The following is a 23,369-nucleotide window of genomic DNA, read 5'->3' on the forward strand; positions in this document are numbered from 1 at the left end:
GCCACGAGTGAACTCCTCTGTTCTTGTCGGCTCTGCTGTGACGCTAAGTCGGTCTCGGACCCGGGCCAATGACCCGGCCGACCGTGTACTTGACCGGTTCGCTCAGTCCGCCGCGGGATGCTGATACGACCGCGGCGGGCTGCCGGTCCAGCGGCGGAACGCGCGAGAGAAGGCGCTGGGTTCGGAGAAGCCGAGCCGATGCGCGAGCGCGGCCACGGTCTCCTCACCGCGCACCAGGCCGGCGATGGCCGCGTCGCGCAGAATCTCCTCGCGGATCTCGCGCGTGGTGGTGTTCTCCTCCTGGAGCTTGCGGCGCAGGGTCTGCGGGCTCATCAGCAACTCGTGCGCGATGTCGTCGACGCTGGGCCAGCCGTCGGTGAGCCCGCGTTGCAGAATGCGCCGCACCTGCGCGGCCAGGGATACCGAGTAGCTGCGGATGCCGAGCACGCCGGCGGGCGCGTCGCGCAGGAAGACGGTCAGGTCCTCCTCGGTGCGGACGCCCGGCGCCGTCAACTGGACACGGTCGAACACCAGCGCCGGCCGGGTGGCCTCGAAGCTCACGGGCGCGCCGAACAGGACGTCGTAGTCGTCGAAGTCCGGGTTCCGCGGGTAGGACAGCTCGACCCGGCGCAGTCGTATCCGGCCGCCGATCATCCAGCCGAGGAACCGGTGACTGATGGCCAGCATGGTGTCGATCAGGATGGCGAGCGGGTGCTTGATGCCGCTGAGATCGAAGTCCAGCCGCGCTTCGTCCCCGCTCTCGGTGAGGGTCATCGCCGGGAATCCGGGCAGTGACCGGCCGAAGCTCTCGTAGCGCCGGATGCCCGCGCCGAGGGTCGGGGCGCTGATCAGGCCGAAGCAGACCAGCCGGAAGGTGCCGCGCGGAACCGGCTGCAAACCCAGGCCCAGCAGTTCGTCGTCGGTGCTGCGCCACAGTCGCTGGACCAGTTCCGCGGTCTGCGTCCAGGTGACGCGGGAGCGTTCCTCCGACAGCAATACCGGTGCGATGCCCGCCTCGGTCAGCAGGCTCTCCACGTCCCAGCCGCGCCGCGCGGCCAGTTCGGCCAGGGCACGGACCCGTGCGATGGGCAGGGTGTTGTCGGCGTCGGAGGTGGGCACGGGCCGACCGTACCAACCGGCGCGGGCCGCGCGGGCCGACGGTTGAGCGGTTCGGTCAAGCCGCGGAGAGGTTCGGTCACTGCGGGGCCGGGGGCTCGCTCCCTACCGTCGGATGCAGTCAAAGCCGACAATGCGCACAGGAGACACAGCCGTGGCCGACAACGAGGGATTCAACCTCGACCGTCTCGATGTTTGGGGCGAGGAGCAGCAATTCAAGGTCGACGCCGAGCGGACCATCGCGTACGCCCAGGCCACCAACGATCCCATTGCGCAGCACCTGGACGGCACCTACGCGCCGCCGGTGTTCGCGGTGGTGCCCGCGACGGCGCTGATGGCCGACGCCACCATGGCGGTCGTGCCGGATGAGCTGATGTTGCGAATTCTGCACGGCGAGCACGATTTCCGGCTGCACCGGCCGATCGAGCCGGGGGAGACCCTGTCGGTGCGGGCCAAACCGATCGGCGTCGAGGGCAAGGCGTCCGGTGTCGTGGTGACCACGCTGATGGAAACCCGCAGCGATCGTGGGGATCTGGTCAACGAGCAGTACTTCATCGGGTTCTTCCGGGGCGGGCGGTTCGAGGGCTCGGTCGGCGTCGCCAGTCCCGAGCACGGGTTCGACGAAGCCTTGCGGACGCGCGAGCCGGACTTCACCACGGTGCAGTGTTTCGACGCGGACCAGACTTTCCGCTACGCCGAACCCGCCGGTGATCCGATGCCGATCCACCTCGACGACGAGTTCGCTCGCGCGATGGGATTGCCCGGCATCATCATTCACGGTCTCTGCACGATCGCGTTCACCTCGCACGCGCTGCTCACCCGGATCAGCCCGCGGGATCCGGCGCGGCTCAAGCGGCTGGCGGTGCGATTGACCAAACCCGGTCTGCCGCAGGAGACCATCACCAGCACCGTCTGGAACAAGGGCGTGCTCGGCGACCGCGAGGTCTACGCCTACGAGACCGCCGGCGACGAGAAGCCCGGCAAAATCCTCATCACCGACGGCTTGGCCGAGTTCGCCACCGCCTGAGCCGCACCAACTTTCAGGAGCACCCTCATGTCCAACAGAGTTTTCGTCGTCGGTGTCGGCATGACGAAGTTCGAGAAACCGGGCCGCCGGGAAGGCTGGGACTACCCGGCCATGGCCAAGGAATCCGGCACCAAGGCGCTCGCGGACGCCGGACTCGAGTTCAGCGCGGTGCAGGAGGCCGTGGCCGCCTATTGCTACGGCGACTCGACCAGCGGCCAGCGCGCGATCTACGAGCTCGGCATCACCGGCATTCCGATCGTGAACGTCAACAACAACTGCTCCACCGGTTCGACCGCGCTGTATCTCGCGGCCCGCGCCATCGCGGGCGGTTTCGCGGACTGTTCGCTGGCCCTCGGCTTCGAGAAGATGCAGACCGGTTCGCTGGAGTCGCAGTGGAACGACCGGGAACAGCCGCTGATGAACCACATTCAGGCCCTGGCCGAGCTGCGGGAATTCGCGATGCCGGTGGCGCCGTGGATGTTCGGCGCGGCAGGCGTGGAGCACATGCAGCACTACGGCTCCACCCCCGAGCATCACGCCAAGATCGCCGAGAAGAACCACCGGCACTCGGCGAACAACCCGTACGCGCAGTTCCAGGACGTGTACAGCCTGGAGCAGATCCAGCAGGCCAAGATGGTCTACGAGCCGCTCGGGCTGACCCGGCTGATGTGCTCGCCCACCTCCGACGGTTCCGCCGCCGCCGTGCTGGCCAGTGAGCGCTTCGTCGAGCAGCACGGGCTCGGCGACCGCGCCGTGGAGATCGTCGGCCAGGCCGTGGTCACCGACCTGCCCTCGACCTTCGGCGCCAAGACCGCTCGCGCGCTGGTCGGTGTCGACATGACCGCCCTGGCAGCGCGAAAGGTGTACGAGCAGGCCGGAATCGGGCCCGAGGACGTCGACGTCATCGAACTGCACGACTGCTTCGCCCCGAACGAGTTGCTCACCTACGAGGCGCTGGGCCTGGCGGCCGAGGGGGAGGGCCACAAGCTCGTCGACAACGGCGACACCACCTACGGCGGCCGCTGGGTGGTCAACCCCTCCGGCGGTCTGATCTCCAAAGGGCACCCGCTCGGCGCGACCGGCCTGGCGCAGTGTGCCGAGATGACCTGGCAGCTGCGCGGCGAAGCCGGGCCGCGCCAGGTGGCCTCGGCCGCCACCGAATCCGGTGTGGCACTGGCGCACAACATCGGCCTCGGCGGCGCGTCCTTCGTGACCGCGTACCGCTCCGCCGAACGCTGAACCACCTTCGATCGACCCCACAACATCAGGAGTACGAACTATGGCAAAGTCCCACGCTTCCAAGGAATTCCCCGTCTCGCAGGACAAGCTGTGGGCGGTGCTGTCCGACCCGCGCCGCTTCGAAGAGTGGATGACGGTACACACCAAGTGGAAGTCGGAGCCGCCGGCCCAGCTCGCGCAGGGCGCCACGCTGTCCGAGGTGCTGACCATCATGGGCATGGCCAACACCATCGAATTCACCGTCGATAAGTACGACGCCCCCAACAGCACCACGTTCTCCGGTGTCGGCATGGCCGGCGCGAAGATCAGCTTCACCCTGACCGTCGAGGCGAAGGGGCCCGACGCGTCGGTGGCCACCCTGGACACCGAGTTCATCAGCCAGATGATGGTGGGCGCCATCGGCGGCGCGATCGAGCGCGCCTCCACCAAGGAGCTCGTCACCAGCCTGGACAAGCTCGCCGAGCTGCTCGGCTGAGCCACTTCACCTTTCCTTTCACACAGACGGAGAAGCACATGGGTTCATTGGAGAACCGGGTCGCCGTGGTCACCGGTGCCGGCCGCGGGATCGGCCGTGAGCACGCGCTGCTGCTGGCCCGCGAGGGCGCGAGCGTGGTCGTCAACGACCTCGGCGGCAGCAACGAGGGCAGCGGGGCCGACGCCGGCCCCGCGCAGGAGGTGGCGAACGAGATCGTCGCCGCCGGTGGCCGGGCAGTCGCCAACACCGACAACATCGCCACCTGGGCCGGGGCGGAAGGACTGGTCGATCAGGCCATCGCGGAGTTCGGCGGCCTCGACATCGTGGTGAACAACGCGGGCATCCTGCGCGACGGCTTCATCGCGAGCATGGATGAGGCGCAATGGGATTCGGTCATCGCGGTCCATCTCAAGGGCCATTTCTCGGTGCTGCGCCACGCCGCCGCCTACTGGAAGGCGCAGACCAAGGCGGGCAAGAAGGTCAATGCCGCGGTGATCAATACCGCGTCCGCGTCGGGCACCTTCATGCCGAACCCGGGCCAGGCCAACTACGGTGCGGCCAAGGCGGGGATCGCCGCACTCACCGAGGTCGCCGCGGCCGAGCTGGAGCGCTATGGCGTGCGGGTGAACGCCATCGCGCCCGTGGCCCGTACGCGTCTGACCCTGGCGACGCCGGGTATGGGCGCGATGTTCGCCGAAGAAGTGCCCGAGGGCGAGTTCGACGCGTTCAGCCCGGCCAATATCGCGCCGATCGTGGTGTACCTGGCCGGTGCCGATTGCCCGCTCACGGGCAAGGTGATGGCGGTGCAGGGCGGGGCGGTGTCGCTGCTGCAGGGCTGGAACTCCAAGGAAACCGTCGAGACCGACGGACCCTGGCTGCTGGACAAGCTGCCCGGTCAGCTGGACCACTGGGCCAAGGCGGAGTAATGCCCCGCGAGCGGCGTGCGGTCTACGCCGGATATCGCACTCGCGAACTGTATGTCCAGGGCGCGGGGCCGACACTGGTGCTGGTGCACGGTTTCGGCACCCCCGCGCCGTGCTGGCAGCCGGTGCTGGCACGGTGCGAGCAGGCCGGTCAGCCGGCTGTCGCCGTCGATCTGCCGGGCTTCGGCGCGGCCGACCCGCTCGCGGCGGGTCCTCGGCTGCCGCAACTGGTCCGGTTCCTCGCCGACGTGGTGGCCAGGCACGGTGCGGCCACCCCGGTTGTGCTGGTGGGTAATTCGCTCGGCGCGGCCACCTGTGTGCGGCTGCTCGACACGGTCCCCGGCCTGCCGGTGGGTGGGCTGCTGGCGCTCGGCACGGCGACCGATCAGTGGACGCCGCTGGTGCGAGCGGCGCTGATCGGTCGCGGGCGGCCCTTGGCGGCGCTGGCCGCGCTGCCGCTGCCGCTGCCGCGTGCGGTGCGCGACCGCGTCGCGGTTCGGCTCGTGGGCCGAGTGCTCTACGGCCGGTCGCCAGCCGATCCGGCGCTGGTCGGCCTGCTGCTCGCGGAACTCGGCTCGATCGAGCGGCGCGAATTGGTCTCTATCGGTATCGGTTACGTCTCCGACGTGGCGGCAGTGGCCGCCGTGCGCACTATCGGCTGCCCCACGATCGTGGTGCACGGCACCCGCGACCGCCTGGTGGCCGGCCAGGGCAGCCGGAACCTGGCCGCCGCCGTGCCGGGCAGCCGCCTGGTCGTGCTCGAGGGCGTCGGCCACTGCCCGCACCTCGATGCCACCGATGAGGTGGTAGCCCTGGCCCGGGAACTGGCCCGAGCCATCTCGGCGACCGGTACCGAAACAGCTTGAGGATCAACAGCATCCGGGCTGCCAGTCGCGCGGCCCGGCCGGGGCGCCGAATCACCCTGTACAAGAACATCTTCGAAGACGAGGACGCTCGGAATGACGAATCGCCCCATAGTCGCCCAGCCCGCCACCCTGTGCGCGGCATTCCAGGAAACCGTGCGGGTGTCTCCGGATGCGGTGGCACTGCGCACCAGTGGTGACGCCGTCACTGTCACCTGGCGGCAGTATTCGGATCGGGTGCGGGCCATCGCCGCCGGTCTGGCCGGTCTCGGCGTCGGCCGCGGGGACACGGTCGCGCTCATGCTCACCAACCGGCCCGAATTCCATCTCTGCGACACCGCGATCCTGCACACCGGCGCGACACCGTTCTCGATGTACAACACCAATCCGGCCGAAATGCTGGCCTACCTGTTCGAGAACGCAAGCAATCGAGTGGTGATCTGCGAGCGGCAGTTCCTCGCGACGGTGCAGGCGGCGCGACGACTGGGCGGCAAGGTCGAGCACGTGGTGTGCGTCGACGGCGCGGACGAGGACGTGCGCACCCTCGACGAGGTGGTGGCCGCACCGGCCGCGGGCTTCGATTTCGACGCGGTCTGGCCCTCGATCGGCCCGGACGATCTCTTGACCATCGTCTACACCTCCGGCACCACCGGCCCGCCCAAGGGTGTCGAGCTGACCCACCGCAATTTCATCGAAAACGCGCGCGTGGTCACGGAATTCGGCGGTATGAGTTCGGATGACCGGGTCATCTCCTATCTGCCGGACGCGCATGCCGCCAACCGCTGGCTCGCCCACTACAGCAGCTTGCTGTTCGGCGTGCAGATCACCACGGTCGCGGACATGGCCCTGATCCTGCCCGCGCTGATCGAGGTCCGGCCCACGGTCTTCCTGGGTGTGCCCCGGCTCTGGGTGAAGCTCAAGGCCGCGCTCGAGGCGACGATCGACAACGAGCCGAGTCCCCTTCGGAAGCGTTTGGCGCACTGGGCGATCGGCGTCGGCCGAGCGCGTGCCCGGGCGGCGTCGGCGGGGCGGCCGCCGGGGCCGATCGACGCGGTGCGGTTCGCGCTGGCCGACCGGCTCGTGCTGGCGCGGGTGCGCGCGAAACTCGGCATGGATCGCCTGCGCATGGGCATCACCGGCGCCGCGCCGATTCCCGTCGAGGTGCACGAATTCATGCTCGGGCTCGGTGTGCTGCTCTGCGAGGGCTGGGGCATGAGCGAATGCACCGCCGCCGCTTCGGTGAGCCGGCCCGAGCGGATCAAACTCGGCACGGTCGGCGCGCCGGTCCCGGGGGCCGAAGTCCGCATCGCCGCCGATGGTGAACTGCTGGTGCGAGGCCCCATGGTGATGCGCGGCTACCGCAACGACCCCGAGAAGACCGCGGAGGCCATCGACGCCGACGGCTGGCTGCACACCGGTGACATCGGCGAGATCGACGACGAAGGCTATGTGAAGATCGTCGACCGCAAGAAGGAACTCCTCATCAACGCGGCTGGAAAGAACATGTCGCCGGCCAATATCGAGAACGCGCTGACCGCATACGGTCCGCTCATCGGCACCGCGGTGGCGATCGGCGACGCGCGGCCCTACAACGTCGCACTGATCTGCCTCGACCCCGACGCCGTCGCGGCCTTCGCCACCAGAAACGGCATCCCCGACACCTCGATCGCCGCGCTCGCGCGCCACCCGCGCGTGCGCGAGACCCTGCAATCCGGAGTCGACGCCGCGAACGCGAAGCTGTCGCGGGTCGAGCAGATCAAGAAGTTCGCGGTGTTGCCGGAGGTGTGGGAGCCGGGGAGTCCGCACCTGACTCCGACCAACAAGCTCCGGCGCAAGCCCATCGCCGGTGACTATGCGGCGGTCATCGAGGAGTTGTACGAATAGTGGTCTCTCCCTGCGGGATGGGTGTTTGTCGGCGCGACGGTGGCGGACGACAATCGTTCGCACTGTCGAAGTGGAGGTGGCCGGTGACCGAGGCGTGGCGTGAAGTCGCTGAGAAGGTGCGCAATTGGGGGCGATGGGGTGCGGCGGACCAGCTCGGGACGCTGAACCTGATCACCCCCGCCCGGCTCGCCGCGGCGGCCGGGTGCGCCCGGCAGGGGCGGGCGATCGCGCTCGGCATTCCCTTCGATGCCTACGGGCCGCAGGGTGCGAGCGGGTTCCGGCGCAATCCGATCCACCTGATGGCCGTGGACGGTGGCGACGCGAACTTCGCGGAGCTGCTCGGCGGCTGGGGCGGGCGCAGCGAAGCGCAGGTCGCGGCCATGTACGCGAACGGGCCGATGCGGTTCAACGACGACTACATCATGATGCCGTTGCAGGCGGCCACCCAGTGGGACGCGCTCTCGCACATCTACTACGACGGGCTGCTCTACAACGGCATCCCGGCCGCCGCCGTCACCAGTTTCGGCGCGACCAAGCTCGGGATCGAGCAGGTCGCCGAGCGCGGCGGTGTGGTGGGCCGCGGAGTGCTGCTCGATGTCGCCCGGCATCGGAATGTGGCCCGGCTCGAGGCGAGCAGCGTCATCACGCCGCGGGAATTGCAGGCGGTCGCGGACGCGCAGGGCGTCGATTTCGCCGGTGGCGACATCGTGCTGGTGCGAACCGGTTGGTGGACAAGCTTTCTCGAGAACCGCAAGCACTCCGAATGGTTCGCCGGTAGTCCCGGGCTGAGCTGGCGGTGCGCGGAGTGGTTGCACGAGAACGAGATCGCCGCCGTCGCGGTCGACAACCCGGCCGTCGAGGTCCTGATCCCCGAGGACGGCGTCCTGATGCCGCTGCACATGCTCGCGCTGCGCGACATGGGCATGCCGCTCGGCGAGATCTGGGATCTGGAAGCGCTCGGCCGGGACTGCGCCGAGGACAGTGTTTACGAATTCTTGCTGTGCGCACCGGCTTTGCGGATTCCCGGTGCGGTGGGCACGCCGATCAGTCCCGTCGCGATCAAATAGGGGCGGGCTATGGTGGACCGATGGCATCGGTCAGAACAGTCCAAGTCACCTTCGACTGCGCGGAACCCGAGCGGCTCGCTCGCTTCTGGTGCGAGGTGCTGGGGTACGAGCACAAGGGTTCGTCATGCGTCGACCCCGCCGGTGTCGGCCCGCGCCTGTACTTCCAGCGCGTTCCCGAAGGCAAGGTTGTCAAGAATCGGGTGCATCTCGACGTGCGGGTCGGCACCGGGCTGGTAGGGGACGAGCGGGAGGCGGCACTCGAGGCCGAATGCGCACGGCTGGTGCCGCTCGGCGCGGTCCGTGTGCGATTGCTCCGGGCCGACGGGGTCAACGAATCGTGCCTGGTGATGCAGGACATCGAGGGCAACGAGTTCTGTCTCGACTGAGTGCTCACGCGTTGACGCGAGTGAAATCCAGTGGGGGACCGATGCCGTCGAAGTAGACGAGCGAGAGCGAGTCGGAGTCGGAGAAGGTGACGCCGTAATAGAACATCGGGGCGGACACCGGCGTCCCGGCTTCGTCGATGGTGATCAACCGCAGGACCGGCCGATCGACGGCCGCGGGGATCCGGGGCACGCTCCCCGGCGTCACCCAGTCCCAGCGGGCCCGCCAGGGCGTGGAGTTGCCGGCCTGGTCGGTGGTGGTGCCGTCCGCGTTGAAGGTCCGGACCTCGGTGGGGTCTTTCACCGATCGCCAAGCACCGATCAACCGGCTCGCCTCGGCCGGGGCAGCCACCGTGGTCTGCGCCGGAGTGGGTGTGGTCGCCGACCACGGTGCGGCCGTCGTGATGGTTACCGAGGGACTCGGCGCCGCGGACCCATCATCACCGGCGCCACAAGCCGCAACCCCCAAGGCGCAGAACAGGATCAGGCCCGGCCGCCAGATTCCGAACATCTTGTCCCACCGCATTATTCGATCCCCACCGTTCAGCTCGCCGTTCCGGCGGCAAGGCTACCAAACTAGGCGGGTTCCGGCGGTAGCGTTGCCCGCTCGCCCTAAGACTGCCTGCGCGGTCCGGCAAATCTTCAGCTGCGGCCGAGCGCTACTGGTGGCGAGCCTCGAGTAGCCTCGGTTCATGGATTTGCGCACCCCCATGCACCTGTACCGGAATCAGGACCTTGTCGGCTCGATCGTCGGGTACGGGTACGAAACGCCATGGGCCACCGGCTCGATCGAGGATGTCGATGCTGATCGGGCCGAGCGTTCGGATCGGGTCGCCGAATTCCTCCGATGGGCGGACGAGGACGTTGACGATGACGCCTTCGACGCGGAAATGGCCCGTCGCGGGGTGACGCAAGCCGATGTCGACTGGTGCAGGCGCGGGGACTGGGTGATCCGAACCCGGGACGGGATCGACCATCGGGTCTACTCGCTCGACTTCCTCACCGAGCGAACTATTCAGTGGCGGTGGTGAATTCGAGTAGCCGGTTCGGTTCTCAGGAGTCCGCGAAGCGGGCGACGGCGCGGATGACCGCCTCGCCCATGGCGGGACTGCCGGTGTGACCGGAGTCGTCGATGACGTGCAGCCGAGCATCCGGCCAGGCCTGCGCGAGTTCCCAGGCAGTTTCGAGTGGCGCGCTGAGATCGAGGCGCCCGTGGATCAATTCGCCGGGGATACCGGCCAGCCGCCCGGCCTCGCGCAGCAGCACGCCTTCGTCGAGCCATGCCGCGTGCGCGAAGTAGTGCGTGCAGATGCGGACGAAAGCGAGCATGGCGTTGTCCGGTCTGGCGCTGTATTGACCTGGACTGCCCAGGGATTCGTGTGCGATCACCGCGTCCTCCCAGCGGCACCACTCGATCGCGGCGTTCTCGCGGACTGTGGGGTCCGGGTGTTCCAGCAGCTGCCGGTAGCCCTCGACCGGGTCGCCGTCGCCGGGCAGCGCGGCGCGGAATCGCTGCCACTCGGCGGGTAGCAGCCGTCCGACACCGCGATACAGCCAGTCGATCTCGCGCCGGCGGGTGCTGGTGACGCCGACCAAGACGATCCCGGTAACCCGCTCCGGGTAGCGCTCGGCGTAGGCGAGGATGAGCGTCGACCCCCAGGATCCGCCGTACAGCAGCCAGCGGTCGATGCCGAGGTGGGTGCGCAGCCGCTCCATATCGGCGATCAGGTGCTCGGTGGTGTTCACCGCCATGTCGGTGTCCGGGTCAGCGGCGCTCGGAACGCTTCGCCCGCACCCGCGCTGATCGAATTGCACGATCCGGAAGACGTTGGGATCGAACGTCTTCCGCGCCCGCGGGCTGCTCCCACTACCCGGCCCGCCGTGCACGATCAGCGCCGCTCGCCCCGCCGGGTTGCCACTGGTGCACCAGTACACCTGGTTTCCGTCGCCGACCTCGAGCAGGCCGTCGGCATACGGGTCGATCGGGGGCGTCGGCACGAGAGCCGAGGCTAGCGGAAACCCCGGCCACCGCTCCAGTGCGCCGGAACTGGTTCGCGAAATATGCCGCCGTAACCGAGGATGAGACCATGATCGAACTCACGGCGGTGTTGGGAGTGGCGGCACTCGAACTCGGAATGGTGCTGACGCCAGGTCCGAACATGGTGTACCTGGTGTCGCGCACCATCTCCCAGGGCCGGCGTGCGGGTCTGGTCTCGCTCGCGGGCGTCGCCGTCGGCTTCGTGGCGTATCTCGTGGCCGCCACCATCGGGATCACCGCGATCTTCGCGGTCGTGCCCGGCCTGTACCTGACGATGAAACTGGCCGGCGCGGCGTACCTGGCGTACTTGGCGTGGAAGACGCTGCGCGGCGGCCTCTCCGTCTTCGAGCCCTCCGATCTGCCGCCCGACTCCACCCGCCGGCTCTTCACGATGGGCCTGCTCACCAACCTGCTCAACCCCAAGATCGCCATCCTCTACATGGCGCTGATCCCGCAATTCGTGACCCCGGAACAGGGCCAGGTCTGGTTGCAGAGCCTGATCCTGGGCGCCACCCAAATCGGCATCGCCCTGACCGTCAACGGCTTGATCGTCCTAGGCGCCGCCACGCTCGCGGCCTTCCTGACCGGCCGCCCCCTCTGGATGCGGGCACAACGCTGGATCACCGGCACCATGCTCGGCGTCGTCGCCGTCCTGCTGGCGACCGACAAGACGCGCCCGGTTCCGGCCTAGGAGTGAATGGCTGGGATATGTCCTAGCAGCCGGGATTCTTCGGTGAGCCGATCAGCGAGTCGATCGGGCAGCCGGATTTGGCGCGGCTCCGTTCGGCGCGGTTGTCCATAACGCGGAGCAGCGCGTCGGCGCGGGCGTGGCCCAGCACGGGGTGGCCGCGCAGAGTTACGGTCGCGGCCGAGGTAGCAGGTCGGGTGAAACCGCAAGGGATGGTAAATAGTCCGTGGCCGGTCATCTCGATGATGCCGGAACAGTCGGACTCTGGCGCGGGCTCGCCGCCGATCACGAATTCCATGCGGTACCAGACGAAGATGTTCGGGACCGGCGATGTCACGCCCGGAGTGGTGATCTTGGTGAAAGGAGTCGGAGTGGACTTCACTTTCGCCTCGGCGGTGCAGGACGTCCCGCACGGATCGCTCCAGCCCAGCTCGGACTCGAGCGTCGTCTCGCTATCCCACGCCTCGTGTAATGCGGCCACCGTAGGCCGGATGTCGCGGTAGAAGTCGGCTACCTCGACCGCGCTCAGCAGCGAGACGCGGAGGTCGAAGTTGGGTAGGACGATCCGATCGGCCGTGCCCGCGACGAGATAGGTGGTCACCGTGTCGCTGATGACAGTGGTGGATCGGTCGTCGCTGGGGGAGCCCAACCGGATCGGCTGCCTCATGTCGGCCAGGGGATCGAGGCCGAACCCGAGGCTCGCGGGCTTCAGGGTGCGGGCCACGTCGATGTCGTGGAATCCCGAAGGCCGCAGAATTTGCAGGTCCGCCGCCATGGTGGCGGCGTTCTCGCCGGCACCGTCCGCCAGCAAGGCCGCCCGATCGCCGCGCATGAACGTCTTCTCTTCGATCCGCAGATAGGTCAGCACTTTCCCCGGAGCGAATTCGAAAGTCCCGGTCGCATCACCCACATTCGTGACGCGCAAATCCAGCCCCACGCTCGTGCCATCGGCAGCGGTGAACCGGCCGGTGTAATGCGCACCGGCCGCGTTGACCAACGCCAATTGCGCGGACTGCAATTCCGCACGGGCGAGGTCCTCCGGCGACCTGGGCGGCTCCCGAAGCGCCACCCACCCCACCACCGCCGCGGCAGCGACAATCAGCGCCGAGACGAATGCCAGAACCGACAGCCACCATCGCCTGCGGCGCGACCGGACCTCTGCGACCGGTTCGTCCACCACAGTCATGCGCACCCCAGCAGAGCAATCAAGAAATATCGACGTCAGCGACTATATGGGCGCTGTAGCAACCCCACCAAAAGACGGCGGATTGCCGAATTGGTCTTGCTGACCGAGGGTTTCGGCATGCGAACCTCGTGAGATTGCACCGCTAGTCGCCGAGAGGCCGCAGAACGTCGGTGAGCGCATTCTCGTCGTCGTGCAGCCCGATCAGCACCGCGGTCATGGCGCTGACGCCGGGATCGCGGACGATGACGCCGTCGCCGCACCAGAAGTACGAGCCGCCCACGCACTCTCCGGTCGTCGACCAGCGCGCCATCAGCCGCTCCACCTCCCTGATGGTGAACATCGTCGCGCTCCAGCGGCTTCCGTCGGGAAGGTGCACCTCGACATCGACGTTCTCGACCTGCTCGGGGTCTTCGCCGGCGCTGATGATGTAGCGGACCTCGAACGATGTCGTCCGGATGCGATAGAAGATCCCGTCGAAACTGTGCGACAGCACCGCCGTAGAACCGGCCACTGTTACGAACCCCCTGGTCGATCGAGCACCACCTGCGAAGTCCCGGTGGTGTGGGCGAGCGCGGCGTAAAGCCAGTGATGAACAGGCCCCACGATGAGACGGGTGCCGAGGAGCTGCTCGGTCAGGGTCCAGTAGCGATGAATCCGAGGGTCGGTATCGGTGGCGCCGGTCAGCAATTGCTCGCGGAACCGAGGCGAGTCGCGCTCGCCGCGCGCACGGGCGTGGGCGTCGACGAAGCGGTCGAGTTCACTACCGGCATGTGGCCGGATGCCCGCCGAGACCAGGGCTGCCACGTCGATCATGAGCTCGCCCATTCGGTCGTACAGCCCCTGCGGGTCGCGGATCAGGTGCGGCTGCGCCCGCCAGAGTTGTTGCCGCACAGTTGTGCTCATGCCGGGAGCGGCGGCGAGGGCGGTCAGCTCGGCATAGGCGACAACCGTCTCGACGGAAGGGTCGGCGGGCGGCTCCGGAACATTCCCGCAGAGCCAGGCGCCGACGTCACGGCCCGAAATCGGAGTGAGGATCTGTTTCCAGAACCGCACGAGACAGTCGTATGCCGCATCGCCGTCCTGCGCGTCGGCCAGCAACGCCAAGCGCGCCGCCCGCTGCGCCGGGGGAGCCGCCCCGACCGCCCGCAAGGACGCCCGCTGCCACGCTATCGACCGAAATTCGATATCGAGCCGCGCGCTTTCGGCGTCAATGGCCTCGGCGATCGATCGCTCTTCGCGCAGCACCTCGGCGATCGAAGCCAGCCCGAGCCCGAGTGCGCGCAACCGTCGCACCAGCAGCAGTCGTTCCGTGGCGCGGCCGGCCTCGAACAGGCGATGCCCGCCCGCGCTGCGGTGACTTTCGAGAAGTCCTTCGTCGCAATAGAACCGGATCGTGCGCACCGCGAGTCCGGTGCGGCGCGCCAATTCCCCGATGCTCACTTGTATGTCGTCTGTCACAACGTGTTGAACCTCCACCCCGGTGGAGCTCCTAGCGTAGTGGCGTTCGCGCACAAGTGATTACACCCAGGAGAGTGTTTCGTGGCTACCACGCAGGAAGAGATCGTCGCCGGCATCGCGGAGATCGTCGAAGAAGTAACCGGCATCGACGCCGCGGAGGTGATGATCGAGAAGTCCTTCGTCGAGGATCTGGAGATCGATTCGCTGTCGCTGGTCGAGATCGCCGTGCAACTGGAGGACAAATACGGCGTGACCGTCCCGGACGAGGACATGGCGAGCCTGCGAACCATCGGCGACGCGGTCGCCTACGTCCAGAAAATGGAGGTCGCCCAGCCGCATCTCGTCGCGGAAGTGGAAGCGAAATTCAAGGAGGGACAGGCGCAGTGAGTAGAAATCCGCAGCTCTCCCAGTGGGCGCGTCGATGATCGCTGACCCGCAACTGAATCCGGCCGCGATCGAACTCGGCACCTTCGTCCCGCGCCCACTGGATGCCGTGTGGCGGGCGTTGACGCAGCCGGACCTCCTGGAGCGGTGGCTGCTTCGTCCGATCGGATTCGCGCCCTCGGCCGGCAACTGCTTCCGATTCCTCATCCCGGACGCATCGATCAACGAGATCGTCTGTGAGGTGCTGGCGGCCCGCCCCTGCGAACAGCTGACCTACAGCTGGACCTACCCTCACGCCGACTATCCGACTCCCTGGATCGTCGACTGGACGATGCGCCCGCAGGGCCTCGGCACCCGGCTTCTGCTGACACAGACGGGTTTCGACATCGAAGACCGTCGACAGAAGATGGCGCGCAATGCGATGGAGCGGAGCTGGAAGCGTCTCCTTTTGCCGCGCCTCGGCGAGGTGCTCCAGCATTGATTCGAAACCGGCCTAGAGTCCCACCGATGAATTCCGGATGGCGCCTTCGTCGCTATCTCTGGACCACAGAAAGGAATCCATCATGACGAGACCGTTCCGGTTCGGGGTTGTCGCTTCGCTCGGCACCGACGTGCCGACGTGGCGAGACCACGTCCGCCGCATCGCCGACTACGGCTACTCGACACTGCTGGTGGCCGACTACCCGCTGACGCAGCCGGCGCCCGGGCCGATGCTGGCCACCGCCGCGGCGCTGACCGACCTGCGCGTGGGCACCTGGGTGTACGCCTCCCCGCTCCGCCCGCCCTGGCTGACGGCGTGGGAGGCGCACTCCCTGTCGCTGCTGACCGACGGCCGCTTCGAGATGGGCATCGGGACCGGCCGCCCGGGAATCGAAGACGAACTCCGCGACAAGGGGGTCCCCGGCGTACCGCCGCCGAACGAGCGCCTGGCCCAGGTCCGGGAGACCGTCGAGCGGCTGCGCGACCTCGACGGCCCCGACCAGCACACACCCGTGGCGATGGCCGTATACGGACCGAAGGCCCGGGCGCTGGCGGCCGAACTCGCGGACACAGTCACCTTCGCGCTGGGCGATCAATCCCGCGCCGACGTCGAGCGCCTGGCCCACGACTTCCGCACCACCGGGAAGGTCGAACTCGCCCTTGCCGTCCCGGTGATCGGCGACACGGTCGCGCCGAACATGGCGCCCTCGGATACCGACCCCGCCGCACTCCGCGCCGCAGACGCACTGACCGTGCTGCCGGACGACCCGGCAGCCGCCATCGAGGAGATTCAGCGCCGACGCGAGGAGATCGGCTTCTCCTATTTCGTCTTCGGCGCCGCCTTCGCCGAGCGGTTCGCCCCCGTCGTGGCGGAACTCGCCGGGCGATAGTCGGCGTTCTCCTCGGATAGCGCGATCGGCTCCCCACGCGGACCGCAATCCCACTCGAAGCGGACGAGCGCTGCTAAATTCCGCCTCGAGGACGCGGTAACGACGGCGGCTGGTCGCGCACCGCCGGCGGGCATCCGAAGGCGGCCCGTGCCCGCCCGCTACCCGCCGATCCAGGAGGAACGAATGTCCGTCCGCCGCAACGAGTACGACCAGCCGATCGGCGCACCGCTGCCGGACTGGTCAGCGCGTTCGCTGCCCGGTGCGGTCACGCTGAAGGGCCGGTACTGCCGCTTGGAGTCGCTGGACGCGGCGCGCCACAGTGCCGAATTGGACGCCGCCTACCGCAGCGGGCCCGATGGGCGCGACTGGACCTATCTGCCCGTCGGGCCGTTCGAGAACGCGCAGGATTATCGGCACTACCTGAAAAACATAGCGGCCGGGAATGATCCGCGGTTCTACACGGTGATCGATCACGGCGACGGAACGGCCGTGGGCACCCTCGCGCTCATGCGACAGGACCCGGCCAACGGTGTCGTCGAGGTCGGCAACGTGATGTTCTCCCCGGCCATGCAGCGCAGCCCGATCTCGACCGAAGCCCAGTTCCTGCTCATGAGCTATGTCTTCGACGACCTCGGCTACCGCCGCTACGAATGGAAGTGTGACAGCCTGAACGGGCCCTCGCGGCAAACGGCGGAGCGTCTCGGCTTCCAATTCGAGGGCATCTTCCGGCAGGCGATCGTCTACAAGGGCCGAAACCGCGACACCGCGTGGTATTCCATCCTCGACACCGAGTGGCCCGCGATCAAGCGGGCCTTCGAAAGCTGGCTCGCCCCCGAGAATTTCGATGGCCAGGGCGTTCAGCGCCGGTCGCTCGCCGAACTACGCGCCTCGGTGACCGCCTGAGGTTTTCGGGGCAAGCGCGCGCCATCGACACCCCCTAGGCTGACCGGGATCGAGGCGTGGGCGAAGCGGTGCACCGAGTGTTCCGCGGTGCTCGGCACGGTGTGAGTGGTTCGTTCTCACCACTGTCGGGTCGCAAGATTCGTGAGTAACGCTAAGGTTTTGAAGTTCTTAGCTACATCGCTCGAACTTGGGATCTGATGAATGGTTGAGGTAGAGATCGCGCGTCCGCAAGCTGCTGCCGCACAGCAGCAGGGCTCGGGGGAACGGCGTCGATCGAGATGGGCGGCGTTCGCGGCGGTGCTGGGCGGGGTGCTGGTGCTGGCCTGGCAGGCGGCACGATACGGCCAGTGGCTGGTGGACGACGCCGGCATCACCTTCGCCTACGCACGCAGTGTCGCCGGCGGTCTCGGCCCGGTGTTGCAGCCCGGCGCGGAATCGGTGGAGGGCTTCTCCAATCCCACCTGGCTTGTCGTGCTGGTCGTCGGCGACTGGCTCGGGTTGTTCGATCGCGGCACGCTCTTCGGTGTCGCGGATTTCGTCGTCTATCCGAAGGCGGTCGCGCTGCTCTGCTGCGCGGGAATCCTGGTCGCCTGCTACCTCGCGGCGCGCCGGGTGTCGCGGTGGCCCGCGCTGGTCACGTTCGCGACCGGTGTTGTGCTCGCCGCGATTCCGTCGTTCGTGATCTGGTGCTTCTCCGGCCTGGAGAACTCGCTGTTCGCGCTGGCGGTGTGCGCGCTGGCCGTCCACCTGTTCCTGGCCGTGCTGGACGAGCGACTATGGACGCCGGCGGTGGCGGTGACCGCGGGCGCGATAGCGGCGTTCGCGGCCTTGACCCGGCCCGACGGCTTGATCTACCTGGCCGCGTATCCGCTGGTCGCGCTGATTCTCATTCGACGTGAGTTGTGGCTCACCGGGCTGCGGCACGTGCTGTATTCCGGGATCGCGTTCACGATTCCGTTCGGGGCGTATTTGTTGTGGCGGATCAGCGAATTCGGCAGGCTCGTCGCGAATACCGCGGTCGCCAAGCATCAGGCGATGCCGACCGCGCACGATCTGACCAGGGCGGGGGAATTGGTGCAGTACGCGGGGGCGCCCGCGGTGATCGCGGCGGTCGGAGTGGTCGGGCTCGCCCTGGCCGCGCCGGGCAGGTGGCGCGACGGTGTCGTCGCCCTGCTGGTTCCGCTGGCGCTGGCGATGGTCGCCTATTGCGTGCTGCAACCGGATTGGATGGCGCAGTTCCGGTTCGCCACGCCGGTGTGGGCGCTGGGCGCGTTCATCGTGGTGATCTCGGCGGCGGAGTTGCTCGCCCGGCTGCGCACCCGCGGCCGTTTGCTGGTCGCGCTGACACTGGTCGGCGCGCTGATCCCGTCCGGCGTCGCCCTGGCCGACGCGGCCGAGTCCTATCGCGCCGATTCGGATGTGCCGCTGTGCTGGATCGCCGAGCGATTCGGCCGCTACGTCAACGGCTACGCCGATATCATCGGTCTCCAGCAGGGCAGTCTGCTGGCCCCCGACATGGGCGGCAGTTCGCTGACCTCGCGCCTGCGGCTCATCGATATGGCCGGGCTCACCGAATCGCGGATCGCGGACATCTACGCGGGCACCGAGGACATCAGCCTCGAGGACTACATCTTCGAGGAGCGCAAGCCCACCTTCGTGCACACCCACGGCGCCTGGCTGCTCAACGGGCTCACCAACGACCCCCGAATGAGTCGCGACTACTACCAGATCCAAGGCTTCCGCGACGCGTCGTCCGGCGCGGACGAGGACTGGGTCCGCAAAGAAGTCGTGCGCGACGAGCAGCAACTCCAGCAGCTACGCCAATACTCGGGTGAGGTGCTGAAGCACCTGCTGCCCGACTATCAGAAGGCGGGCGAATGCGGAGCGGTGCTGCGACCAGGGCAGACCGTTCCACGCTGACGGACAGAGCCAGGAGACCGCGACGATGACAGACGCCCGCATGCCCGGCCCGTTCCTCTACGACCGGTCGGGTGACCGCTACGAGCTCACCGATCCGCGCTGGCGCGGTGACGACGGCACCCCACTGGCACTCGGCGCACTCCCCGGTCTCACGCCTGATCAGATCGTTTCCGCCGAGCGGTCGATCTGGCGCTATCAGGCGGCGATCCCGGTCGATCCCCGGCACCGGGTCAGTCTCGGTGAGGGCTGCACCCCGATGGTGCCGCTGGATTGGGACGGTCAGCGGGTGCATTTCAAGCTCGAGTGGTTCAACCCGACCTCGAGCTTCAAGGACCGCGGGGTGTCGGTCATGGTTTCGCACCTGGCCGGCCAGGGCGTCGAGCACATCCTCGAAGACAGCTCCGGCAACGGTGGCTCCGCGGTCGCCGCCTACAGCGCGGCCGCCGGTATTCGAGCCAAGATCATCGTGCCCGGCGCGACCTCGGCGGCGAAGATTCTGCAGGCCCGAGCGCACGGCGCGCGGATCGAGCTGGTCGGGGGCACCCGCGAACAGGTGTCGGACGAGGCGATCCGCCAGTCCGAGCAGATCATGTACGCGAGCCACAACTGGCACCCGTTCTTTCTACAGGGCACCAAAACCGTGGCCTACGAGATGTGGGAGGACCTCGGGTTCACCGCTCCCGACAACGTCGTTCTCGTAGCCGGTGCCGGAAGCAACGTGCTGGGATGCGACATCGCGTTCAACGAATTGCTCGCCGCGGGCCAGATCGAACGCCTGCCACGACTGCTCGTCGGACAGCCCGAACACTGGGCCGCCATCGCCGACACCGTCAACGATGTGGACCCGGCCGTCCGCGGCCCGCGCATGCCCACCATCGCCGAGGGCGCTTCCATCGCCAACCCGCCCCGCCTGCCCGAAGCCGTCGCGGGCATCCGCCGATCCGGCGGCGCGGCCGTCGCCGTCACCGACGAGGCGATCCGGGCAGCGGCGCGCAAGCTCGCCGCGCGCGGGCTGTACGCCGAGCCCACCAGCTGTGTCGCCGTCGCGGCACTGGATCACTTCCGCGCCGACGGCACCATCGGGGCGGGTCAGACCACCGTGGTCGTGCTCACCGGCACCGGGGTCAAGTCCTCCGAAACGATGACCGGCATCGTGGGTCAAGAGGCCAACAGCGAATAATCGGCAGCCTCGTGAGCTACCGTAATTCGTAGAATGTGCGAGTGCCGCCCTCCCGCGATGTGCACCCACCCGGCGCGCCGATGCGCACGAAGTACCCGATCGGAACCACCGGCGCGTGTGCCGGCCGGCCGAACCGATCGTGCGGAGGAGCGAACTGATGGCGGAGATTGTCGTTGGGGGCCCGGAGATCTCGACGGCGGGGACCTCCGGGCGGGAAGCGTTCGACTACTGGAATTCGATGGTGAGCCGATCGGTCGTTCCCTGCGCCATCGAGCCGGAGCGGGAAAGCCAGTTCCACGGGCGGATCGTGCCGCGCGTCTCGTGGGAGCCGCTGACGATCAGCCTCTCGATGCACTCGGCACAGTTCGCGCGGCGCAGTCGCCGGCATATCGACACGAGCGCGGCGCCGTACACCGTCGCCGGTATCCCGCTGAGCGGCCCGATGGATGTCCGCTCGGGCGATGTGTGCCTGCGAGTTCCGGTGGGAGCGTTACTGATCGCGGACGCCACCCGGCCGCTGGACTTCCGGACGGCCGACTACACGGGCATTCTCATCCGGGTTCCGCGGGCCCGGCTGCTGCAGGTCTCCGGATTGGCCGAGGACGAGATGCCCTCGGCGACGGTGCTGGAGCCGATCGGGCACGGCACGCTGGTCATCGACTACTTCCGCAGCCTGGCCGATTCCGCGCCGGAGGTGCTCGGCGCCGAGCCGATGTTGTCGGCCGGTCTCGATCTACTGGGCGCCGGCCTGGCGGTGGAGAACGGTCACCGCCCCGGGGAGTCGGCGTGCGTTGCGGTGGGCCGCGAGCACGTCCTGAGGTTTCTGCGGGACAACCTGGCCGATCCTCGCTTGAACGTCGACCGGGTCGCGGCGGGCTGCGCGATCTCGCGCCGGAAGCTGTTCCGCTTGCTGGGTGAGCACGAAGGCGGTCCGATGGCGTTGCTGCGGTCGCTGCGCATCGACCGCGCCCGCGAGCTGCTGGTCACGGCGCCGGACCAGACAATTCTGGCGATCGCGGAAGCTTGCGGGTTCTCCGGTGACCGGCAGTTCTATCGGGTGTTCCGGGAGCAGACCGGCATGAGTCCGGCGGAGTATCGCGAAAACGGTGTGTCCTGGATCGAAAAGTGACACCCGGCGACAAATCGTGCCGACACGGCGGCGAATTCCCGGCGTTGCCCGTGTCGCAATAGAAAAGAGATCACCACCGCACGGGAAGTGACACCGTAGGACATCGAGTGCCGATCAATACCTGATCTGCCACGCTCAAAGCCGCTGCGGGCGCATCGGTTACGCAGCCCGCTGAGACCTTTCGTCCGGTTTCGGGCGGGCCTCCCGTCCGGATGGCGCTGAGGTGCCGCGCCCGGAACTAGCGTTGCCTGCATGGACACAGAGGCAAGCCCTGTTCCTTCCGTCACCTCCTACACCGCGACCACCGGCACGCTGCGCCACGTGGCGCTGATGGTGGTGCGCGACAGTGTGGATCGGGTCTGGGCGGTGCAGGCGAAACAGCACGCCGAGAAATCGGAGCACGACTACGAGCAGGACCACGGATATCAGCTTCCCGAGGGCCGCTCGGACGCTGACCTGGTCCGGCGAATTCATGAGCAGACGCGAATCCTGGCCGAGGAATTCCCCGAATGCGCGGAATTCGCGGACCGCAGCGCCGCCTACGCCGACGGGTTCGCCGATCCCGCCACCGCGGGGCCCGACCTTCTTCGCACCCTGCGGGAATTCATGGACGACGAGGAGCACTACACGCCGGACGCGCACCACGGGCGCGGCGCGGTAGAACTCGCCGTCGACGGCGACTCCGTCACGATCGAACTCAACGGTCCCGGGGGCGAACCGGTGGCGGCGTCCCGCTACCTCAGAGCGGTCTCCGAGCTGTTGACCACTGCCCGGGCCGAAGGCCGGCGCCTCACCCATACCGAGGAGATCGCGGTCCAGTTCGCCTATCTGCTGCTCGACCAGGGCGCGCGGCCGGAGGAGGACTACCAGCTGTGGGGAGTCCCGGGTTTCCGCGCGCACCAAACCTTTCTGTCGATCACCGACCCCGGCGAGGGGCACGTTCTGGGCAGCACCATGCGGGCGCCGTATCTGGACGGCACCGTCGTGCACGTCGAGCACATCGAGCGGGCCGAGAGCGAAGACCGTGAGGTGTGTGAGCCCTACCGCCTGCCTTCCATCCACACCATCGCGCGCGTGCGGCTGCACATCGGCACGTCGGCGCCACTGTCGGTCTATGTCGGGCGCCCGATGTTCGAAGGCGACTTCGAGGCGTCGCGGCTGAAGTCCGTGCGGTTCATGGCGGCGGTCTGCTCGCTACTGTTCCAGGCGGGGGCGGCGGAGTGCAAGGTCTCCATGGAGCACATGACGGCCGGCCAAGCGGTGTGCTTCATGCGGGCGGTGGCCGCCGACACCCTGATGAATCCGCATCGGCAGACGCTGTCGGCCGCGTTCAACCTGAACAACGGCTTTGTCGATGACCGCGGCCCCGGAAAGCCCCGCAAGGTGAAAGACCGCCTCGGAGTGGGACGCCTGGGCATCGAGCTGGCCCGGGCCGGCGGCTTCGGCAAGGTCGCCTGGGACGGAGCCGGCGACGCCCATCCCAGCAAACCCATCATCGAACAGCTCGGCCATGCCGACGCCGCGACCCTGGTCCACGAGGCGCACAGCGCGGGTCTGCTCACCTACATGTCGGCTGGTATCAGCTTCGACGAGCTCGCCGACGTCGTCTACACCGGCGTCGACGCGGTCGGCATCGGAAGTGCCCTGCACTACAAGGATTCCGAGACCGGTTTCCACGGCCCGTTCATCGAGGAACACATCACCCGCCTGAGCCATATCCGCGACCACGCCGAAGCGTCGGTGCGCGGGCAGGCCGCGTGGCTGCTGGCCCGCCTGGACCGCATGCACTACGAGGGGTCCCTGCCCACCGCCGACGAACCGCAGCGCGAAGCACTCGCCGAGGCCGTCATCGGCTACAAACCCGGCGCCGCGTCGGACGAGCGGTTGCAGCACCTCCTGGAACAGCTCGAACACATCGCGTCCCGGCCCAGCGACACCCGTCACCCCTATCTGGCCTGGACCATGCGCCTGCTCGATGCCGGAAACACCTGCGTGGCCGCGCGCGACACCGACACCACCTGGACCGAGCAACTCGACGTCCTAGAGCGCTTGGCAGGGCAGGAAGACCTCGAAGAACTCCAAGTGCGCCTACGGGCGGTCTCGCCGGTCGCCTCGCTCACCTCCGCTCTCTGAAAA

24 protein-coding genes are annotated in these 23,369 nt (G+C 67.9%); 18 read left to right on the forward strand and 6 right to left on the reverse strand.

Features of this window, described 5'->3' with window-relative positions:
- Nucleotides 1-102: 102 nt before the first annotated feature.
- Complete coding sequence (locus AB0H76_RS34595; RefSeq protein ID WP_357331285.1) at nt 103-1,119, reverse strand: AraC family transcriptional regulator; 1,017 nt, start codon at nt 1,117-1,119, stop codon at nt 103-105.
- Between the two features lie 151 nt (nt 1,120-1,270).
- Here AB0H76_RS34595 and AB0H76_RS34600 point away from each other — a divergent pair, with 151 nt between their 5' ends.
- From AB0H76_RS34600 to AB0H76_RS34635, 8 genes are all read left to right on the forward strand, one after another.
- Nucleotides 1,271-2,143: a MaoC/PaaZ C-terminal domain-containing protein gene (locus AB0H76_RS34600; RefSeq protein WP_357331286.1), complete on the forward strand. Its 873-nt coding sequence runs from the start codon at nt 1,271-1,273 to the stop codon at nt 2,141-2,143.
- Between the two features lie 27 nt (nt 2,144-2,170).
- Nucleotides 2,171-3,382 carry a lipid-transfer protein gene (locus AB0H76_RS34605; RefSeq protein ID WP_357331287.1) on the forward strand — a complete coding sequence of 404 codons (1,212 nt, stop codon included), beginning with the start codon at nt 2,171-2,173 and terminating at the stop codon, nt 3,380-3,382.
- 40 nt (nt 3,383-3,422) lie between these two features.
- The gene (locus AB0H76_RS34610) at nt 3,423-3,857 is read left to right on the forward strand and encodes an SRPBCC family protein (protein ID WP_357331288.1); all 435 of its coding nucleotides are present in this window, start codon (nt 3,423-3,425) and stop codon (nt 3,855-3,857) included.
- A 38-nt stretch (nt 3,858-3,895) separates the two neighbouring features.
- On the forward strand, nt 3,896-4,783 hold the full coding sequence (locus AB0H76_RS34615; protein WP_357331289.1) for an SDR family oxidoreductase: 888 nt from the start codon (nt 3,896-3,898) through the stop codon (nt 4,781-4,783).
- Nucleotides 4,783-5,646, forward strand: a complete 864-nt coding sequence (locus tag AB0H76_RS34620; RefSeq protein WP_357331290.1) for an alpha/beta hydrolase — start codon at nt 4,783-4,785, stop codon at nt 5,644-5,646. The genes AB0H76_RS34615 and AB0H76_RS34620 overlap by 1 nt, the downstream gene beginning before the upstream one ends.
- Before the next feature lie 93 nt (nt 5,647-5,739).
- Nucleotides 5,740-7,527 carry an AMP-dependent synthetase/ligase gene (locus AB0H76_RS34625; RefSeq protein ID WP_357331291.1) on the forward strand — a complete coding sequence of 596 codons (1,788 nt, stop codon included), beginning with the start codon at nt 5,740-5,742 and terminating at the stop codon, nt 7,525-7,527.
- Nucleotides 7,528-7,610: 83 nt separating this feature from the next.
- Nucleotides 7,611-8,594 (forward strand): cyclase family protein, encoded by a 984-nt coding sequence (locus tag AB0H76_RS34630; RefSeq protein ID WP_357331292.1) that lies wholly within the window; start codon nt 7,611-7,613, stop codon nt 8,592-8,594.
- A 20-nt stretch (nt 8,595-8,614) separates the two neighbouring features.
- Nucleotides 8,615-8,980: a VOC family protein gene (locus AB0H76_RS34635; protein ID WP_357331293.1), complete on the forward strand. Its 366-nt coding sequence runs from the start codon at nt 8,615-8,617 to the stop codon at nt 8,978-8,980.
- A 4-nt stretch (nt 8,981-8,984) separates the two neighbouring features.
- Here the strand turns inward: AB0H76_RS34635 and AB0H76_RS34640 are convergent, their stop codons facing one another.
- Nucleotides 8,985-9,503 (reverse strand): hypothetical protein, encoded by a 519-nt coding sequence (locus tag AB0H76_RS34640; RefSeq protein ID WP_357331294.1) that lies wholly within the window; start codon nt 9,501-9,503, stop codon nt 8,985-8,987.
- Between the two features lie 166 nt (nt 9,504-9,669).
- Between AB0H76_RS34640 and AB0H76_RS34645 the strand changes: the two genes are divergently transcribed.
- Complete coding sequence (locus AB0H76_RS34645) at nt 9,670-10,008, forward strand: hypothetical protein (protein WP_357331295.1); 339 nt, start codon at nt 9,670-9,672, stop codon at nt 10,006-10,008.
- 22 nt (nt 10,009-10,030) lie between these two features.
- On the opposite strand, the gene pip is transcribed toward AB0H76_RS34645, so the two are convergent.
- Nucleotides 10,031-10,975, reverse strand: coding sequence for a prolyl aminopeptidase (gene pip / locus AB0H76_RS34650; RefSeq protein WP_357331296.1), 945 nt, complete (start codon nt 10,973-10,975; stop codon nt 10,031-10,033).
- Between the two features lie 89 nt (nt 10,976-11,064).
- Between pip and AB0H76_RS34655 the strand changes: the two genes are divergently transcribed.
- Nucleotides 11,065-11,706, forward strand: coding sequence for a LysE family translocator (locus AB0H76_RS34655; protein WP_357331297.1), 642 nt, complete (start codon nt 11,065-11,067; stop codon nt 11,704-11,706).
- A gap of 22 nt (nt 11,707-11,728) precedes the next feature.
- Here the strand turns inward: AB0H76_RS34655 and AB0H76_RS34660 are convergent, their stop codons facing one another.
- From AB0H76_RS34660 to AB0H76_RS34670, 3 genes are all read right to left on the reverse strand, one after another.
- Nucleotides 11,729-12,889 (reverse strand): hypothetical protein, encoded by a 1,161-nt coding sequence (locus tag AB0H76_RS34660; RefSeq protein ID WP_357331298.1) that lies wholly within the window; start codon nt 12,887-12,889, stop codon nt 11,729-11,731.
- Nucleotides 12,890-13,031: 142 nt separating this feature from the next.
- Nucleotides 13,032-13,400 carry a hypothetical protein gene (locus AB0H76_RS34665; RefSeq protein WP_357331299.1) on the reverse strand — a complete coding sequence of 123 codons (369 nt, stop codon included), beginning with the start codon at nt 13,398-13,400 and terminating at the stop codon, nt 13,032-13,034.
- 2 nt (nt 13,401-13,402) lie between these two features.
- Nucleotides 13,403-14,314, reverse strand: a complete 912-nt coding sequence (locus tag AB0H76_RS34670; protein WP_357331300.1) for a MerR family transcriptional regulator — start codon at nt 14,312-14,314, stop codon at nt 13,403-13,405.
- A gap of 114 nt (nt 14,315-14,428) precedes the next feature.
- Here AB0H76_RS34670 and acpM point away from each other — a divergent pair, with 114 nt between their 5' ends.
- From acpM to AB0H76_RS34710, 8 genes are all read left to right on the forward strand, one after another.
- Nucleotides 14,429-14,734, forward strand: coding sequence for a meromycolate extension acyl carrier protein AcpM (acpM, locus tag AB0H76_RS34675; protein WP_357331301.1), 306 nt, complete (start codon nt 14,429-14,431; stop codon nt 14,732-14,734).
- Between the two features lie 34 nt (nt 14,735-14,768).
- Nucleotides 14,769-15,212, forward strand: coding sequence for an SRPBCC domain-containing protein (locus AB0H76_RS34680; RefSeq protein WP_357331302.1), 444 nt, complete (start codon nt 14,769-14,771; stop codon nt 15,210-15,212).
- Between the two features lie 82 nt (nt 15,213-15,294).
- Nucleotides 15,295-16,101 (forward strand): LLM class flavin-dependent oxidoreductase, encoded by an 807-nt coding sequence (locus AB0H76_RS34685; protein WP_357331303.1) that lies wholly within the window; start codon nt 15,295-15,297, stop codon nt 16,099-16,101.
- A 183-nt stretch (nt 16,102-16,284) separates the two neighbouring features.
- Nucleotides 16,285-17,004: a GNAT family protein gene (locus tag AB0H76_RS34690; protein WP_357331304.1), complete on the forward strand. Its 720-nt coding sequence runs from the start codon at nt 16,285-16,287 to the stop codon at nt 17,002-17,004.
- 201 nt (nt 17,005-17,205) lie between these two features.
- Nucleotides 17,206-18,924 carry a hypothetical protein gene (locus tag AB0H76_RS34695; protein ID WP_357331305.1) on the forward strand — a complete coding sequence of 573 codons (1,719 nt, stop codon included), beginning with the start codon at nt 17,206-17,208 and terminating at the stop codon, nt 18,922-18,924.
- Nucleotides 18,925-18,949: 25 nt separating this feature from the next.
- Nucleotides 18,950-20,104 (forward strand): pyridoxal-phosphate dependent enzyme, encoded by a 1,155-nt coding sequence (locus AB0H76_RS34700; RefSeq protein ID WP_357331306.1) that lies wholly within the window; start codon nt 18,950-18,952, stop codon nt 20,102-20,104.
- A 157-nt stretch (nt 20,105-20,261) separates the two neighbouring features.
- Nucleotides 20,262-21,233 carry an AraC family transcriptional regulator gene (locus AB0H76_RS34705; RefSeq protein ID WP_357331307.1) on the forward strand — a complete coding sequence of 324 codons (972 nt, stop codon included), beginning with the start codon at nt 20,262-20,264 and terminating at the stop codon, nt 21,231-21,233.
- Between the two features lie 252 nt (nt 21,234-21,485).
- Nucleotides 21,486-23,366 carry a hypothetical protein gene (locus tag AB0H76_RS34710; protein ID WP_357331308.1) on the forward strand — a complete coding sequence of 627 codons (1,881 nt, stop codon included), beginning with the start codon at nt 21,486-21,488 and terminating at the stop codon, nt 23,364-23,366.
- Nucleotides 23,367-23,369: the final 3 nt, after the last annotated feature.

Source organism: Nocardia sp. NPDC050712 (assembly GCF_040654295.1).
Lineage (GTDB): Bacteria > Actinomycetota > Actinomycetes > Mycobacteriales > Mycobacteriaceae > Nocardia.